This window comes from Aggregatibacter kilianii (assembly GCF_003130255.1).
GTDB classification, from domain to species: Bacteria; Pseudomonadota; Gammaproteobacteria; order Enterobacterales; family Pasteurellaceae; genus Aggregatibacter; species Aggregatibacter kilianii.
In genome coordinates this window covers 1,448,452-1,462,540 of the sequence record NZ_NRCN01000001.1, presented here as the reverse complement: position 1 = coordinate 1,462,540, position 14,089 = coordinate 1,448,452, and the positions used below count along the sequence as shown (strand labels likewise).

General features: G+C 43.5%; 15 protein-coding genes and 1 pseudogene. All 16 read right to left on the bottom strand.

Annotation, left to right across the window (positions count from 1 at the left end; all coding sequences use genetic code 11):
• Position 1: 1 nt before the first annotated feature.
• Positions 2 to 1,228, bottom strand: coding sequence for an MFS transporter (locus tag DK428_RS06940; RefSeq protein WP_109063389.1), 1,227 nt, complete (start codon positions 1,226 to 1,228; stop codon positions 2 to 4).
• A gap of 233 nt (positions 1,229 to 1,461) precedes the next feature.
• Complete coding sequence (gene acpP / locus DK428_RS06935) at positions 1,462 to 1,692, bottom strand: acyl carrier protein (protein WP_005544465.1); 231 nt, start codon at positions 1,690 to 1,692, stop codon at positions 1,462 to 1,464.
• A gap of 269 nt (positions 1,693 to 1,961) precedes the next feature.
• On the bottom strand, positions 1,962 to 2,690 hold the full coding sequence (gene fabG, locus DK428_RS06930; protein WP_109063388.1) for a 3-oxoacyl-ACP reductase FabG: 729 nt from the start codon (positions 2,688 to 2,690) through the stop codon (positions 1,962 to 1,964).
• Between the two features lie 22 nt (positions 2,691 to 2,712).
• Entirely contained in the window at positions 2,713 to 3,651 is a 939-nt protein-coding gene (gene fabD, locus DK428_RS06925) for an ACP S-malonyltransferase (protein ID WP_109063387.1), read from the bottom strand.
• A gap of 107 nt (positions 3,652 to 3,758) precedes the next feature.
• Positions 3,759 to 4,709: a beta-ketoacyl-ACP synthase III gene (locus DK428_RS06920; RefSeq protein ID WP_109063386.1), complete on the bottom strand. Its 951-nt coding sequence runs from the start codon at positions 4,707 to 4,709 to the stop codon at positions 3,759 to 3,761.
• 61 nt (positions 4,710 to 4,770) lie between these two features.
• Complete coding sequence (gene plsX, locus DK428_RS06915) at positions 4,771 to 5,781, bottom strand: phosphate acyltransferase PlsX (protein WP_109063385.1); 1,011 nt, start codon at positions 5,779 to 5,781, stop codon at positions 4,771 to 4,773.
• A 26-nt stretch (positions 5,782 to 5,807) separates the two neighbouring features.
• Positions 5,808 to 5,978, bottom strand: a complete 171-nt coding sequence (gene rpmF / locus DK428_RS06910; RefSeq protein ID WP_005544470.1) for a 50S ribosomal protein L32 — start codon at positions 5,976 to 5,978, stop codon at positions 5,808 to 5,810.
• Between the two features lie 16 nt (positions 5,979 to 5,994).
• Positions 5,995 to 6,519, bottom strand: a complete 525-nt coding sequence (yceD, locus tag DK428_RS06905) for a 23S rRNA accumulation protein YceD (protein WP_050332904.1) — start codon at positions 6,517 to 6,519, stop codon at positions 5,995 to 5,997.
• A 71-nt stretch (positions 6,520 to 6,590) separates the two neighbouring features.
• Positions 6,591 to 7,232, bottom strand: a complete 642-nt coding sequence (bioD, locus tag DK428_RS06900) for a dethiobiotin synthase (RefSeq protein WP_109063384.1) — start codon at positions 7,230 to 7,232, stop codon at positions 6,591 to 6,593.
• Positions 7,232 to 7,996, bottom strand: a complete 765-nt coding sequence (bioC, locus tag DK428_RS06895; RefSeq protein WP_109063383.1) for a malonyl-ACP O-methyltransferase BioC — start codon at positions 7,994 to 7,996, stop codon at positions 7,232 to 7,234. Before bioC (DK428_RS06895) ends, bioD begins: the two co-directional genes overlap by 1 nt.
• Positions 7,990 to 8,640 (bottom strand): DUF452 family protein, encoded by a 651-nt coding sequence (locus DK428_RS06890; protein WP_109063382.1) that lies wholly within the window; start codon positions 8,638 to 8,640, stop codon positions 7,990 to 7,992. Before DK428_RS06890 ends, bioC (DK428_RS06895) begins: the two co-directional genes overlap by 7 nt.
• Positions 8,625 to 9,797 carry an 8-amino-7-oxononanoate synthase gene (locus DK428_RS06885; protein ID WP_109063381.1) on the bottom strand — a complete coding sequence of 391 codons (1,173 nt, stop codon included), beginning with the start codon at positions 9,795 to 9,797 and terminating at the stop codon, positions 8,625 to 8,627. The genes DK428_RS06890 and DK428_RS06885 overlap by 16 nt, the downstream gene beginning before the upstream one ends.
• Positions 9,790 to 11,079, bottom strand: a complete 1,290-nt coding sequence (bioA, locus tag DK428_RS06880; RefSeq protein WP_109063380.1) for an adenosylmethionine--8-amino-7-oxononanoate transaminase — start codon at positions 11,077 to 11,079, stop codon at positions 9,790 to 9,792. The genes DK428_RS06885 and bioA overlap by 8 nt, the downstream gene beginning before the upstream one ends.
• A gap of 342 nt (positions 11,080 to 11,421) precedes the next feature.
• Positions 11,422 to 12,182 (bottom strand): annotated as a pseudogene (gene bioC / locus DK428_RS06875) (malonyl-ACP O-methyltransferase BioC).
• 217 nt (positions 12,183 to 12,399) lie between these two features.
• A complete protein-coding gene (locus DK428_RS06870) occupies positions 12,400 to 12,765 on the bottom strand; it encodes a hypothetical protein (protein ID WP_109065025.1) in 366 nt (121 codons plus the stop codon).
• A 28-nt stretch (positions 12,766 to 12,793) separates the two neighbouring features.
• Entirely contained in the window at positions 12,794 to 14,089 is a 1,296-nt protein-coding gene (locus DK428_RS06865; protein ID WP_109065026.1) for a phosphatase PAP2/dual specificity phosphatase family protein, read from the bottom strand.

Below are 14,089 nucleotides of genomic sequence, written 5' to 3'. Positions count from 1 at the left end.
ATTAATGTAGCTCTTTGCCTTTTAATTCCGGCACCAAACACACCGTTGCCAGCATATCAATGACATAAATCACCGCTAAAAAGGCAATAGCGGTTTGGAAGGAATACGCGGAAACCACAGCGCCCACGGCTACCGGGCCAAAGCCTCCTACAGCACGCCCTAAGTTAAACAATACGTTTTGCGCGGTAGCGCGTGCTTGAGTCGGGTAGGCTTCTGCCATTAAAGCACCGTAGCCGCCCATCATACCGTTAACAAACATCCCTAAGAATACCCCGGCAATTAACATGGTATTCGGCTCCGTTAATTGAGAATAGGCGATGATACTGACCACCGCACCTGCTTGGAACAATAAGAAACTAGGCTTGCGCCCAATCCAATCGGCCAAGCGCCCAAAAATCCAAATGCCGCCCATCATGCCGCAAACGGTCACTGCCGTCCATACGCCGGACTTCGTCAAACTGAAGCCAAGTTGTTTGGAGAGAAAATTCGGCATCCAAATCATAATGCCGTAATAACCGAAGTTTTGCACGGAGGTAAGGATCACAACGCCCAAACTGACTTTGGCTGTGGCTTTGTCTTTCACTAATAACTTGAATGATTCCAATTTAGACGACCAACGGCTTGTTGTTTTTGGAAGTGCGGTCTGTTTTTGCACAAAAATTTCAGGTTCATGCAAATGGGCGCGTAAATACCAAGCGACAAATGCTGGGAAGATGCCCACCACAAACATGCCACGCCAACCGATTTGCGGCAATAGTAACGGAGTTAACAATGCTGCCCCCAACACGCCGACCTGCCAACCAAGCGCCACATAGGAAGCGGCCTTGGCACGATGGCGCGCAGGCCAGGCTTCCGCGGCCAACGCCATGCCGATCCCAAATTCTCCGCCTAAACCGATACCGGCGATAGTGCGATAAATCAGCAAATCCCAATAACCTTGCGCCAATGCACATAAACCGGTGAATACGGCAAAAAGAATGATCGTCCAAGTCAACACACGCACACGACCGTATTTATCACTTAACGCGCCAAATACGATACCGCCGAAAACTGCGCCGACCAATGTCCAAGTGACTAAAGAGCCACCTTGTGCCGGGGTTAAGCCTAAGTCGGCAGAAATGGCCGTTAACATGAAACCAAGAATGAGAAGATCGAAACCGTCCATCGCATAGCCGACGGCAGAGCCTAGCAAGGCTTTCCAGCCATAGCTATTTACTTTTGTAGTCATTTTGAATTGTCCTTCTGTTACTCACGGGTAACATTTAAAGTTAGTAGAGAAGATTTTTTAGATTGCGTAAAACAAGGCTAAAAAATTGTGCGCTAGTTTACTGCTTTTCGGAAAAAATTCAATAAGTCAGAAAGATAAGTGCGGTGAATTTTTAAGATATTTTTATGGTAAGAATATGAAATCAGGAAAAAATTTAGGCGGTTATAAGAACCGCCTAAATTGAGAATCAGAGATTATTGATTGTTTTGCACGTAATCAATTGCTGATTGAACAGTTGTGATTTTTTCAGCTTCTTCATCAGGAATTTCGATATCGAATTCTTCTTCTAAAGCCATAACCAATTCAACAGTATCTAAAGAATCCGCACCTAAATCTTCAACGAAAGACGCTTCAGGTTTTACATCTTCTTCTTTTACGCCTAATTGTTCAACGATGATTTTTTTTACGCGTTCTTCAATGCTCATTTGTTTCTTCCTATGTTTAAGTTTTCGCCTATTGCGATAAGTTAAGTAGTGTATGTATTTACAAAACATTTCGCAAGATTTCTTGTTAGAGGTCAAACCTCAAAAAAGAGTTCCAAATTTTTTGCAACTACATACAGTTTAAAATAGTTATGTCTTTCACAGACACCGAATGACGTAACCAAGTGACAGTCGCGGAGGGAATTTTAACATTAAGCAAATTAATTTGCACGCATTAATCCAATTTATCCGCAACCCTCAATTGCCGAACATTAGCTCATGTACATTCCGCCATTAACGTGTAACGTCGTACCGTTAATATAAGCTGCATCGTCAGATGCCAAGAATGCCACCGCTTTGGCGATGTCTTTCGGCTCACCTAAGCGCCCGGCCGGAATTTGGGTTAATAGGTTATTTTTTAACTCTTCGCTTAACACTTCCGTCATGTCGGTGGCAATAAAACCGGGAGCAACTACGTTTACGGTAATACCGCGAGAAGCGACTTCTTTCGCCAAGGCTTTACTAAAACCAATTAAACCGGCTTTTGCGGCACAATAATTCGTTTGCCCCGCGTTCCCCATGGAACCAACCACAGAGCCGATGTTAATAATACGCCCGAAACGTTTTTTCATCATGGTGCGTAACATCGCTTTAGAAAGGTGGTAAACAGAACTTAAGTTGGTTTGTAAAATATCAAACCACTCTTCATCTTTCATACGCATTAACAGGTTATCGCGGGTAATCCCGGCGTTATTAACTAAAATATCAATGTCGCCGAATTCTTGTTTGATGTATTCCAATACCGCATCAATGGAAGCTTGATCAGCAACGTTTAAGACCAAACCTCTGCCTTTCTCACCTAAATAGGCAGAAATGCTTTCGGCGCCTTTTTCAGAGGTCGCCGTGCCGATTACAAAGGCTCCTTTTGATGCCAATTCTTCTGCTACCGCGCGCCCGATACCACGGGTTGCACCTGTAACTAATGCAATTTTGCCTTGCATAGGTTTACTCCTTTATCAATTGTTATGCTAATAATTCATTCACCGCGTCTAATGATTTCACATCATTGACCGATGTAGCCTGTAAAGAATCAACGATACGTTTGGTTAAACCGTTTAACACTTTGCCCGGACCGATTTCCACCAACACTTCTACGCCACTATGCGACATTTTTTCTACAGTTTCTGTCCAACGTACCGGACTGTAAAGTTGACGAACAAGTGCGTTACGAATCGCATCTGCATCGGTTTCTGCTTTTACATCCACATTATTTAACACAGAAACGGTCGGGGCTTTCAATGTAATGCTTTCTAAGGAAACAGATAATTGATCTGCCGCCGGTTTCATTAATGCACAATGGGAAGGTACACTTACCACTAACGGTAATGCACGTTTGGCACCGGCTTCTTTACATAATGCCGCTGCACGTTCTACCGCAGCTTTCGCACCGGCAATCACGACTTGGCCCGGCGAATTAAAGTTCACCGCAGAAACCACTTCGCCCTGTTCTGCTTGTTTACAAGCGTTAATAATGGCTTCATTATCCAAACCGATAATCGCATACATAGCACCCGTTCCTTCCGGTACGGCTTGTTGCATAAGTTTACCGCGCAATTCCACCAATTTAACCGCATCTTGGAAATCTAACACACCGGCACACACCAACGCAGAATATTCGCCCAAACTATGACCGGCCATCACCTCCGGTTTTAATTCCGGGTATTTTTGTTGCCATACGCGATAAACAGCAACAGACGCCGTTAACAACGCAGGCTGCGTTTGCCATGTTTTGTTTAACTCTTCAGCCGGACCTTCCTGCACTAATTGCCACAAATCATAACCCAACGTTTCAGACGCTTGTTTAAAGGTTTCTTGTACAATCGGGTAGTCGCCGGCTAATTCCGCCAACATTCCCACGGTTTGTGAACCTTGTCCCGGAAAAACCATTGCAAATTTTTTCATGTGTTGCACCTATATTAAAAAATAAATCAATTCCTTCCGATATGTTTTACAGTCGAAAAGTGCGGTCAAAAATAACCGCACTTTTTTTATGAATAACAACAGATTATCTAAAATCTCACTAAGGCCGAACCCCAAGTCCAACCACCACCAAACGCTTCCAAAAGAAGCAATTGACCGCGTTGAATACGTCCGTCACGCACTGCTTCATCCAATGCAACCGGCACGGTTGCCGCGCTATTATTGGCATAACGATCCAACGTTACCACCACTTGCGACATATCCATATCTAATTTTTTCGCTGTAGCCGCAATAATGCGTAAATTGGCTTGATGAGGCACCAACCAATCAATATCTTTTTTATCTAAATTGTTAGCCGCAAGGGTTTCTTCCACAACATTAGAAAGCTCACGCACAGCCAGTTTAAAAGTTTCATTACCCTGCATTTCAATATAGCCGGATTTTGCCACACCGCGATCAGGTTGCGGAAGTAGCAACGCACTATGTTTATCTGCCGACGCATGCAAATGTGTAGAAATAATTCCTTCTTGTTCGGATGCTTCTAAAACAACAGCACCTGCGCCATCACCAAACAACACGACAGTGCTACGATCTGTTTCGTCTAACTTGCGTGAGTTTAAATCAGAACCGATGACGAGCGCTTTTTTCACTTTACCGGTACGGATAAATTGATCGGCAACACCTAAGGCATATACAAAGCCGGTACAGGCGGCCGCTAAATCAAAAGCAATGGCATCATCAATCTCCAACATACCTTGAATTTGGCAGGCGGCACTTGGATAAGCGTGAGAGTTGCTGGTTGTCGCCACTAAAATAAGATCAATTTCCTGCGGATTAATGTTTGCTGCTTCAATGGCTTTTTTGGCAGCCTCGAAACCCATTGTAGACACCGTTTCATCAGGGGAAGCGATACGACGTTCACGAATACCAGAACGGGTAACAATCCATTCATCCGAAGTATCTACCATTTTTTCTAAGTCGGCATTGGTGCGAATATGTTGGGGTAAATAGCTACCTGTCGATAAAATTTTGCTAAACATAGTCATCTCGTTAAAAACAATAGCGAGGAAGCTCACTAATTCATTGATATTTCATTCTTATTTATAAACCGGCCAAAATTTTTTGCGGAATTTGACGGCGGGCTTGTAACGCCGCATCAGCAATAGCATTCGCAAATGCCTCTATATTTGCACTACCGTGGCTTTTAACCACAACTGAAGTTAAACCGATAAGCGATGCGCCATTATATTGATCCGGATTGATTTTCTTTAATTGTTGGTATTTATCCTTGAAAAGGTATTTAATTAAACAACCAAAAACGCTACTTAATATACTATTTTTCTTATCACTTTTCAGTAAAGAAATCACATTCTTCGCTGCGCCTTCCAAGGTTTTCAGTGCAACATTGCCGGCAAAACCGTCACTCACAATCACATCCGCTTTGCCGTTAAGTAAAAAATTACCTTCAAGGAACCCAATGTAATTAAGTGCGGTGTCTTTTTTCAGTAAATCTGCTGCGTCCCGTAAAGATTTATACCCCTTCACCGCTTCAATGCCGATATTTAGTAGTGCAATGCGTGGATAAACCAAGTTGAGGGTATTTTCTGCAAAAATCGCCCCCATCAAAGCAAATTGGTATAAATTCTCCGCATCACATTCAATATTTGCCCCAAGATCCAACATGATCGTGCGCTCGCCTGTCACTGTCGGAATGGTGGAAATCAACGCAGGGCGATGAATTCCCTCTAAGGGTTGCAATAAAATTTTGGATAAGCCCATTAAAGATGCCGTATCCCCGGCACTGACGCAAGCCTGTGCATCTCCTTTTTGTACGGCCTCAATTGCCAAACGCATAGAGGTATCTTTGCTATGGCGCAACGCGTAGGAAATTCCCTGTCGATTATCAATCACACGGGCACAATGAATAATTTCACAACGCTGACGAAGAGCATTGGGGACTGAGGATAAAAGCGGAAGAATCTGTTGGCGATCGCCAAACAACAAGAGAGAAAGCGTTGGATCACGTTCCAAGGCTAAAATGGATGCTGGGATAGTAATACGGGGACCAATGTCCCCGCCCATCGCATCTAACGCAAGGGTTAGACGACTCAAGTGATTACCTTTATGTAATTGGATAATTACTTGTTAATCACTTTACGACCACGGTAGTAACCGTCTGCGGTTACATGGTGACGTAAATGAGTTTCACCACTTGCTTTATCAACGGATACTGCAGCAGTTGTTAACGCATCGTGAGAACGACGCATATCACGACGTGAACGGGATTTTTTATTTTGTTGAACAGCCATTGGCTATACTCCTAAATTATTTTTGCTTTAAATTAGCTAATACAGCGAACGGGTTCGGTTTTTTTGCCAATTCTTCAGGCAATTCGCCAAAAACCTGTTCAGCCACGGACACTTCACAGTGTTCAGATGAATGCATTGGCACAATCGGCAGACTTAAAATTAATTCGTCTTCAATCGTACCAAGTAAATCTATTTCACCGAATTCATTGAATTCAATTGGCTCATAGATTTCCGGCAATACATCAATTTGATCCAAATTAGCCACCGGACTGTAACAAAATTCACAATCAACGGTTTGAATAAAGGGTTCGCCACAACGCTGACAATTTAACTCAACATCAACATTAGCATGGCCTTTCATGACAACCAATTTTTGCGGATCAATAAAGAACGATAATGTAACCTGTGCATCGCTGAGCACTTTACCAACCGATTCGGTAAGACGACTTAATTGATTAACCGAGTAATAACCCTGATAATCCAATCTTCGTTGGGCATCTTTAACCGGATCGACAGTGAGGGGTAGTTTTACCTTTTGCATAGGGCGTGAATATTACCCTCAGAAAATTAAATAGTCAAAGGAAATTATTGCGCAGAACATGAAAATCAATGCTAAAAATCGATTTTATCCATCAACATAAATTTTGTCTCTGGAAACCGTTTGGCTAAGTAACCGCGCAGATATTGTTGTGTATCTTGCGTAATCAATTCATCCGCCGGCGGATAAAGATTGTAAATCAATGCCTCTACGCTAATTTTTCGCTGAGCGCACGCCTCAAGGCTGAGTAACGTGTGATTAATACTCCCCAATCTGCCGGAAGTCACCAGAATTAACGGATACCCATGCGCCGCCAGATAATCCAACGTGGTTTTCTCCTCGGAATAAGGCACCATCAAGCCCCCCGCGCCTTCTAGCAAAACATAATCGTAGTTTTGCGCCAAAAGTGCGGTGGATTTTTCAATTGTTTTTTCATCAATGCACGTCTGTTGCAAACGTGCAGCCATGTGAGGCGAGCAAGGATAATCAAACAAATAAGGACATGTGACACCCTGACGATCTTCCTCGGTTAATGCAATGCCTTGAATTTTTCGGTGAACGATAATGTCCGTCGATATATCCTGACAGCCAGTTTGCACCATTTTCTGTGTAATCACCGAATATCCCTGCTGCATTAAATGCTTAGCATAATACCCTGTCGCGATAGATTTACCAATGTCCGTATCAATTCCGGAAACGAATAATACCTTTCCCATCATATTTCCTCTTTTTTCTGCGCCAACATTAAAATCGGCACATAAGTTAACGAGACATTACCCTGCTCGTCGGCATACTGTTGTCGATATTGCTCACAAAATTGGGCAACTTTCTTGTAGTGCCAAATTTGATTATTGGTGGCCGTCACACCGGTCTCTTTCAAATGTTTAAGCACCGATAACGGCGAATCAAATTTCAACTGAATTTCTTTTTGCTCCAAATGCAACACGGAAAAATCTGACGTTAATGTCTCCAGCCATTGCGCTAGATCGGGGTAATCCAAACCGACACCCGTTAAAGCCCTAACTTCGTGTAAATTGGTTGGGGCAAACGTACCGAATAAAATCATGCCATAAGACGTTAAATGACCGACGCAACGTTGAAGAAACGCCAACGGTTCAGTAAACCACTGAATGGTCGAGGCGGAAGCAATCAAATCATATTGATGAGCAAAATCAAGACGCTCGCCACAACCTTGGTAAAAACGATAATTTTTCTGCGGCAAATTACGTGCCAAGTGGTTGGCAACATCACATAAATCGTTGCAATCCCAATGTGTTGCGTTGATATTTTGCATGAGCAAGCGGGTAAAATTGCCTGTGCCACAACCAATCTCTAACACACGCTGAAATTGATTGCCGCCCTTTTCTAAAAGCAACTGCAACAAATCCTCAGTGATTTGCTTTTGAGCAATGGCATTTTGTTCATAGGTTGGTAAGGCGGCGCTGAAACATTGCATCACCCGTTGTTGCGTTATTACCATAGCTGTTCCCAAGTTTGTAGCAATGGGAACAGGTAATGCCCTCCAACCATTTCACTCACCTCACAGCGTTCATGCCAATAATTTCGCTGATTTTGCGCAGGGAAAATACGATCTTGTGTACCAATAATCGCTTTCGTCCAAGATAACGCCGTATGTTGATGTTCTGCCGATAACGCATCATAAAGTGCGGTCAATTCTGCGTGTATTTCTTCAATTGAGCGCCGTCCTTCCAAAGATTGATATTGCTGCAACAACTGCTTGTCACCACATATGCGACGCTCAAATTTGCCTAGATTAATTTCATCTAGCGTATCCAACGTGCCTTGAAAAACGGCGCATGGAATACCGTAGTCATCATGCATGGGCAAGCCTGTGCCATTTATCGCGGTTGCAGAAAGCAAAGGGATTTGTCTCATCACACGTTCGGCTACCCAAACGCCCATTGACCACGCCACCAAACGCACATTTTCATAACGGGAAAAATCAAACTCCAACGAAAAATCCCGATAGTCATAACACAACAACAGATCATACGCCGGTGGAATAGCTAAATATTGTACGGCAGAAGGCGGTGTGCCCCAACCGGCAAAATAAACGATTAAATTCCGGCTTGGTGGATTTTGGCTAATTAATTGATATTGCATAAAAATAACTGTTCTATAAATTGCTCAAGTTCATCATGCGTGATGTCGGCGGTGAGAGACAAACGAATACGCGAGGTGCCGACAGGCACTGTCGGCGGGCGAATCGGCAAGCAGTAATATCCTTGCTGTTGCAGACGTTGCGCCGTTTGCACGGTGCGTTGGTTGTCACCAAGAATAAACGGCACGATATGGCTTTCACTTGGCATTGGCATATTTAACTTTTCTGCCACGATGTGCCGTAAGCGCGCACTTAATTGCATAAGATGTTGCCGTTTCGCCTGAAAGTGCGGTCGTTTTTCAAAGAGAAATTCTGTCCACGCCACATTAAACGGGGGTAACGCGGTACTAAAAATCAACGGGCGCATGGTGTTAATTAAATAATCTTTGATCACTTGATCGCAAACCACATAAGCCCCCATCGATGCCAACGCTTTGCCGAATGTGCCGACCAAGAAATCAATGTACGGAAGGCAATTCATCTGCTCGGCAACGCCTAACCCCTGTTCGCCGTAAACCCCAATGCCGTGCGCTTCATCCACATACAACATAACATTCCAAAATTGCCTTTTAAATTCAACTAATTGAGGCAAATCAGCAAAATCGCCGTCCATGCTAAACAGACTTTCCGTCACCACAATAATGCGTTCGTAGTTGAGATGCTGTTTTTGCAAAATCTCGTGCAAATGGGCGTAATCATTGTGGCGATAACGCACAAACGGCGCATCGCTTAAACGGATGCCGTCAATAATACTGGCATGCACCAGTTTATCCGCCACGATCAACGTTTGTTTATTGGCTACCGCCGGTAAAATGCCGATGTTGGCGTGATAGCCGCTGTTAAACAACAAACAGGCTTCACGCTGAAATGCCTCCGCCATCTGCTGCTCAAGACTTTCGTATTCAGGAAAATTACCGGTTAATAAACGGGAGGAAGAAGACGTAAAGTGCGGTCGTTTTTCAGCGAGTTTTTCGAGAAAGGCTTGCTGCAATGCGTCGTCGTTCGCTAAACCTAAATAATCATTGGACGCCAAATTCAGCATTGACCGCCCGTTTTGCTCCACAAACTTGCCCTTATGCACAATTTGCGGAAAGCGACGATATTGTTCTTTTTGACGGAGTTTTTCCAATTGCACTGCAAAATAATCTGACTTACTCATGGTATTCCTCTTTAATTGCCGCCAGCATACCTGCCGTTAACGCAGATAATTGGGTTGGAGTGATAATGAAGGGCGGCATGATATAAACGAGCTTGCCGAAAGGACGTACCCAAACACCGTGCGCCACCAGACGCGCCTGCAAACTCGCCAAATCTACCGGTTCGTGCATTTCCAACACGCCGATAGCACCGAGTACGCGCACTTCTTTGACGGATTTAAAACTTGCCGCGATTCGTAACTCGGCTTTCAGTTGGGCTTCGATCCGTTGGACATTGCCCTGCCAATCACTTTCCAACAACACATCAATGGATTCGGTGGCAATAGCACAAGCCAACGGATTCGCCATAAAGGTCGGGCCGTGCATAAAACAATGCGCTTCGCCCTGGCAAATAGTTTGTGCAATGGTGCGCGTGGTGATGGTGGCGGACAGGGTTAAATAACCGCCTGTAAGTGCTTTGCCGATACACATAATATCCGGCGAAATGCCGGCATATTCGGCGGCAAACAATTTGCCCGTGCGTCCAAAACCGGTGGCAATTTCATCAAAAATCAGCAATACGCCGTATTGTTCGCACAGCTGCTTGGCGCGCATCAAATACATCGGCGAATAGAAATACATTCCCCCCGCCCCTTGTACCACCGGTTCCAAAATAAGTGCGGTCAGTTCTGTGCCTTTTTTTTCTAATAAATCTGCTAAGGGTTTAATATCGTCCTCGTTCCAAGGCTGCCCAAAAGGCGTTTGCGGCTGCGGGAGAAAATATTGCACCGGCAAACTTTTCGCAAACAGCCCATGCATGCCTGTCACCGGATCGCACACCGACATCGCATGCCAAGTGTCGCCATGATAACCGGAACGAATAGTGGCGAATTTATGCCGTTGTGTTTCGCCTTTGGCGTGTTGATATTGAATCGCCATTTTCATCGCTACTTCTACGGCAATGGAGCCGCTGTCGGCAAAGAAGATTTGTTCCAACCCCTGCGGCAATAAAGGCAATAATTTTTTCGCCAATTTGACGGCGGGTTCGTGTGTTAAACCGCCAAACATAATGTGGCTCATTTGTTCCAACTGTTTTGTCGCTGCAGCATTCAAGCGTGGATGATTGTAGCCGTGCAACGCCGCCCACCAAGAGGACATTCCGTCAATCAGTTGGCGACCATCTTTCAGCGTGATCATCACACCTTCGGCGCGTTCAACGGCATAAATCGGGGTGGTTGGTGGAAGGGCGGCATAAGGATGCCAAATATGCTCACGATCAAATTGTAATAACTGTTGTTGGTTCATAGAGTTAGATTCAAAAATTGAGAGGTCGCAATTTTACCTTAGAAAATAAGGCAATCCTAAAACTTTGCACGCCTCCACCCAACTTTTTATGTATTTTGAGACATTTACCAAAAAACCTATTCAGCTACGGACACTTCACCGTATTCAGATGAATGTATTGGCACGATGAGCACTTTACCGACCCATTCGGGAAGACGACCGAACTGATTAACCGAGTAATAACCCTGATAATCTAATCTTCGTTGTACATCTTTAACCGGATCGGCAGTGAGAGGGGAAGTAGCTTTGCCTTTTGCATAGAGAGTGAGTATTACTCTCAGAAAATTAAATAGTCAAAGAAAACTATTGCTTTTTCTTCGCCAAGACAAAAATCGGTGAATACGTTAGAGACACTTTGCCCGAATAATCGGCATAGTGGCGACGATATTGGTCACAAAATTGCACAATTTTATTCCGGTTCCAAATTTGATTATTCGTTGAAGTGACACCGGTTTCCTTCAAATGTCTCAATACCAACAAGGGAGAATCAAATGTCAATTCAATCTCCGTTTGTTCCAAATGAGCTAAATGAAAATTATCAAGCAACCAATCATACCATTGACATAAATGGGGGTAATTCAAGCCAATACCGCTTAAGGTTCTGACTTCCGTCAAATTATTTGGTGTAAATGTACTAAATAGCAACACACCATTTGGCGCCAAATGTTCCCAACAACGTTGAATAAATGCTTGTTGGTTCTCAAACCACTGCACCGTTGAGCAAGAAACAATCAAATCATATTGTTTATTGGTGAAGTCTAAATATTCGCCATCTGCTTGATAAAAAAATAATTTTGATGAGGCAGATTATTTTTTAACTGAGTGGAAACATCACACAAGTCATTTAAATCCCAACTTTTCGGGTGAATATTTTGCATTAACAGACGGGTAAAAATCCCGGTCCCACAACCGATTTCCAGCACATTCTGAAAACCGCTTAACTGATTATTTAATAATATTTGAAGTAAATGCTGCCCAATTTTCTGCTGAGCCACAGAATTTTGCTCATAACTTTCTAATGCCGCATGAAAGAATTGTGCAACACGTCGTTTATTAATCATCATGATTATTTTAACTAATAATGTAGGAAGAATTTAAAAGAAACACCATCACAAAATAAGAGGTTCCTTAGGTATCGCATACCTAAATAAGTGATAGAAAAATCGGGCATTATTGTAACGTAAAATCCCTTGCTATTTCATGCGTTTACAAGAATTTACACTAAATTACATAGGGTTACTCGAGGTTATACTGTATTGCACTCTGCTATAAAAAATAAAATCAACTCGCTAAAAAAAGTAACAATAACTGTATTCCTGTACCGTATAAAACATACTTCCACAACCTTAAAGCACCTTGCACGCGTTCGGCAATATTACGGTCGCCTTGTGGCATTTTCAGTTTTAACACACCAAGTGCCTTATCTAATTCTTCCGTAGTAATGTGCTGATGTGCCAAATCGCTAAATAGCATTTGATCAAAATAAATCCGAATATGTAAATAGAGTAAGGCCGCGCAAAGTAAAATCTGTAAACAGAAGAAGCCTGAATCAGGGCGGAAAGACAACGCAAACACCACGAGATTCAATACACCGATGTAACGTGCCGTAGCAAGCAAATGAGAGGTTAAACGGGCTTGTGCAGACATAATTTCCTCCTAAAAGTGCGGTCAGTTTTTATCGCGTTTTTTGCAAGAGATAGATCGCCTCCAACACTTTTTGTTCCGTAGCTGCGGGCAATATCATATTGGGACGCGCAACACGTAGCTGTCGTTGGGCTTCGGTTAAATTATCACAACCTCCATAAACTGCCAACCAAACCAGCATCGCAGCGGCACTGCGCCCATAACCCAAAGCACAACAGATAAATACTGATTGGTGGTTATTGTACAAACGTTGCATTTCCTGCGCCGTCCGCACAAGCTCGGTAGATTCGGGGGGAACCATATCCAACATTGGTATGAAAACATAATCCTTGGGCGGATTTATACAAGGATATTCGGCACACAGGTCTAACACGGCCTCAAAGTTTGCCGCCTGCGTGACACTACCGATAAACACTCCAGGTAACACTTCCGACACTTTCGCTTGATGTCGTAACCAATAAAAAATATTCAGTCTCACACCTAACAGATAGGGCAAAAGCAATAGGGTGGCCGCCATGCTATGTCTGCCGTTCTGTTGTTTTTGAAATAACTTTGCCCCTGACCATAGATAAGCATATGCCACCAGCAACAATGCAATGCTAATCCAAATAAACCAAAGATACGCCCCGCCAAGAAAAATCGGCAGGAAGAAAATGAGTGCGCCCGCTAAGTAATATCGCATGAGCTTAAGACGAAATCTATCGGCTCTTGTACCATGTAACGGACTTGCTCCTTCATAAGGCAACGCCCATAGAATCAAACAGCCCACCAGAACACCGGTAGGGATATCAATAAAATGATGTTGGTAAGTCGTCAATACGGATAACGCAATTAATCCAAGCCAAATAATTAAAGGCAAACGCCAGATTTTCGGTAAATAACGCCAATAAAATGAACCAACAATGATCGTCAGAATAATATGTAACGACGGCGCTTGGTTATAAGGTTGATCAAAAGCCGCCAGGGAATCGAATAACAGCGCTGAAACCCCGTCTGCAAGTGGTTTTTGCCAACTAAATTGCAGCGGAAATAGAAGAAAACAACAGATGGCAATCAACTGAGCCAATAATAATTGTGCCACATAACGTCGTAATTCCCGCTTGTCACGAGCCAAAAAGAACGCCAACGCATACATGGCATTGAGCGACCAATAAGGTACGATTGTCCATGCAAGAAAAGGAATATGTTCTTCCCAAGCAAAGACAATCTCCGCCACATTCTCCTGTTGTGCACTAAACCAATTACTGAAGCCGTAAGTTGCGTAGAACAGCACACCTACAGAGATTAAATAACCGAGACGATGCGACACCGCTTTTTTCATAGGCAT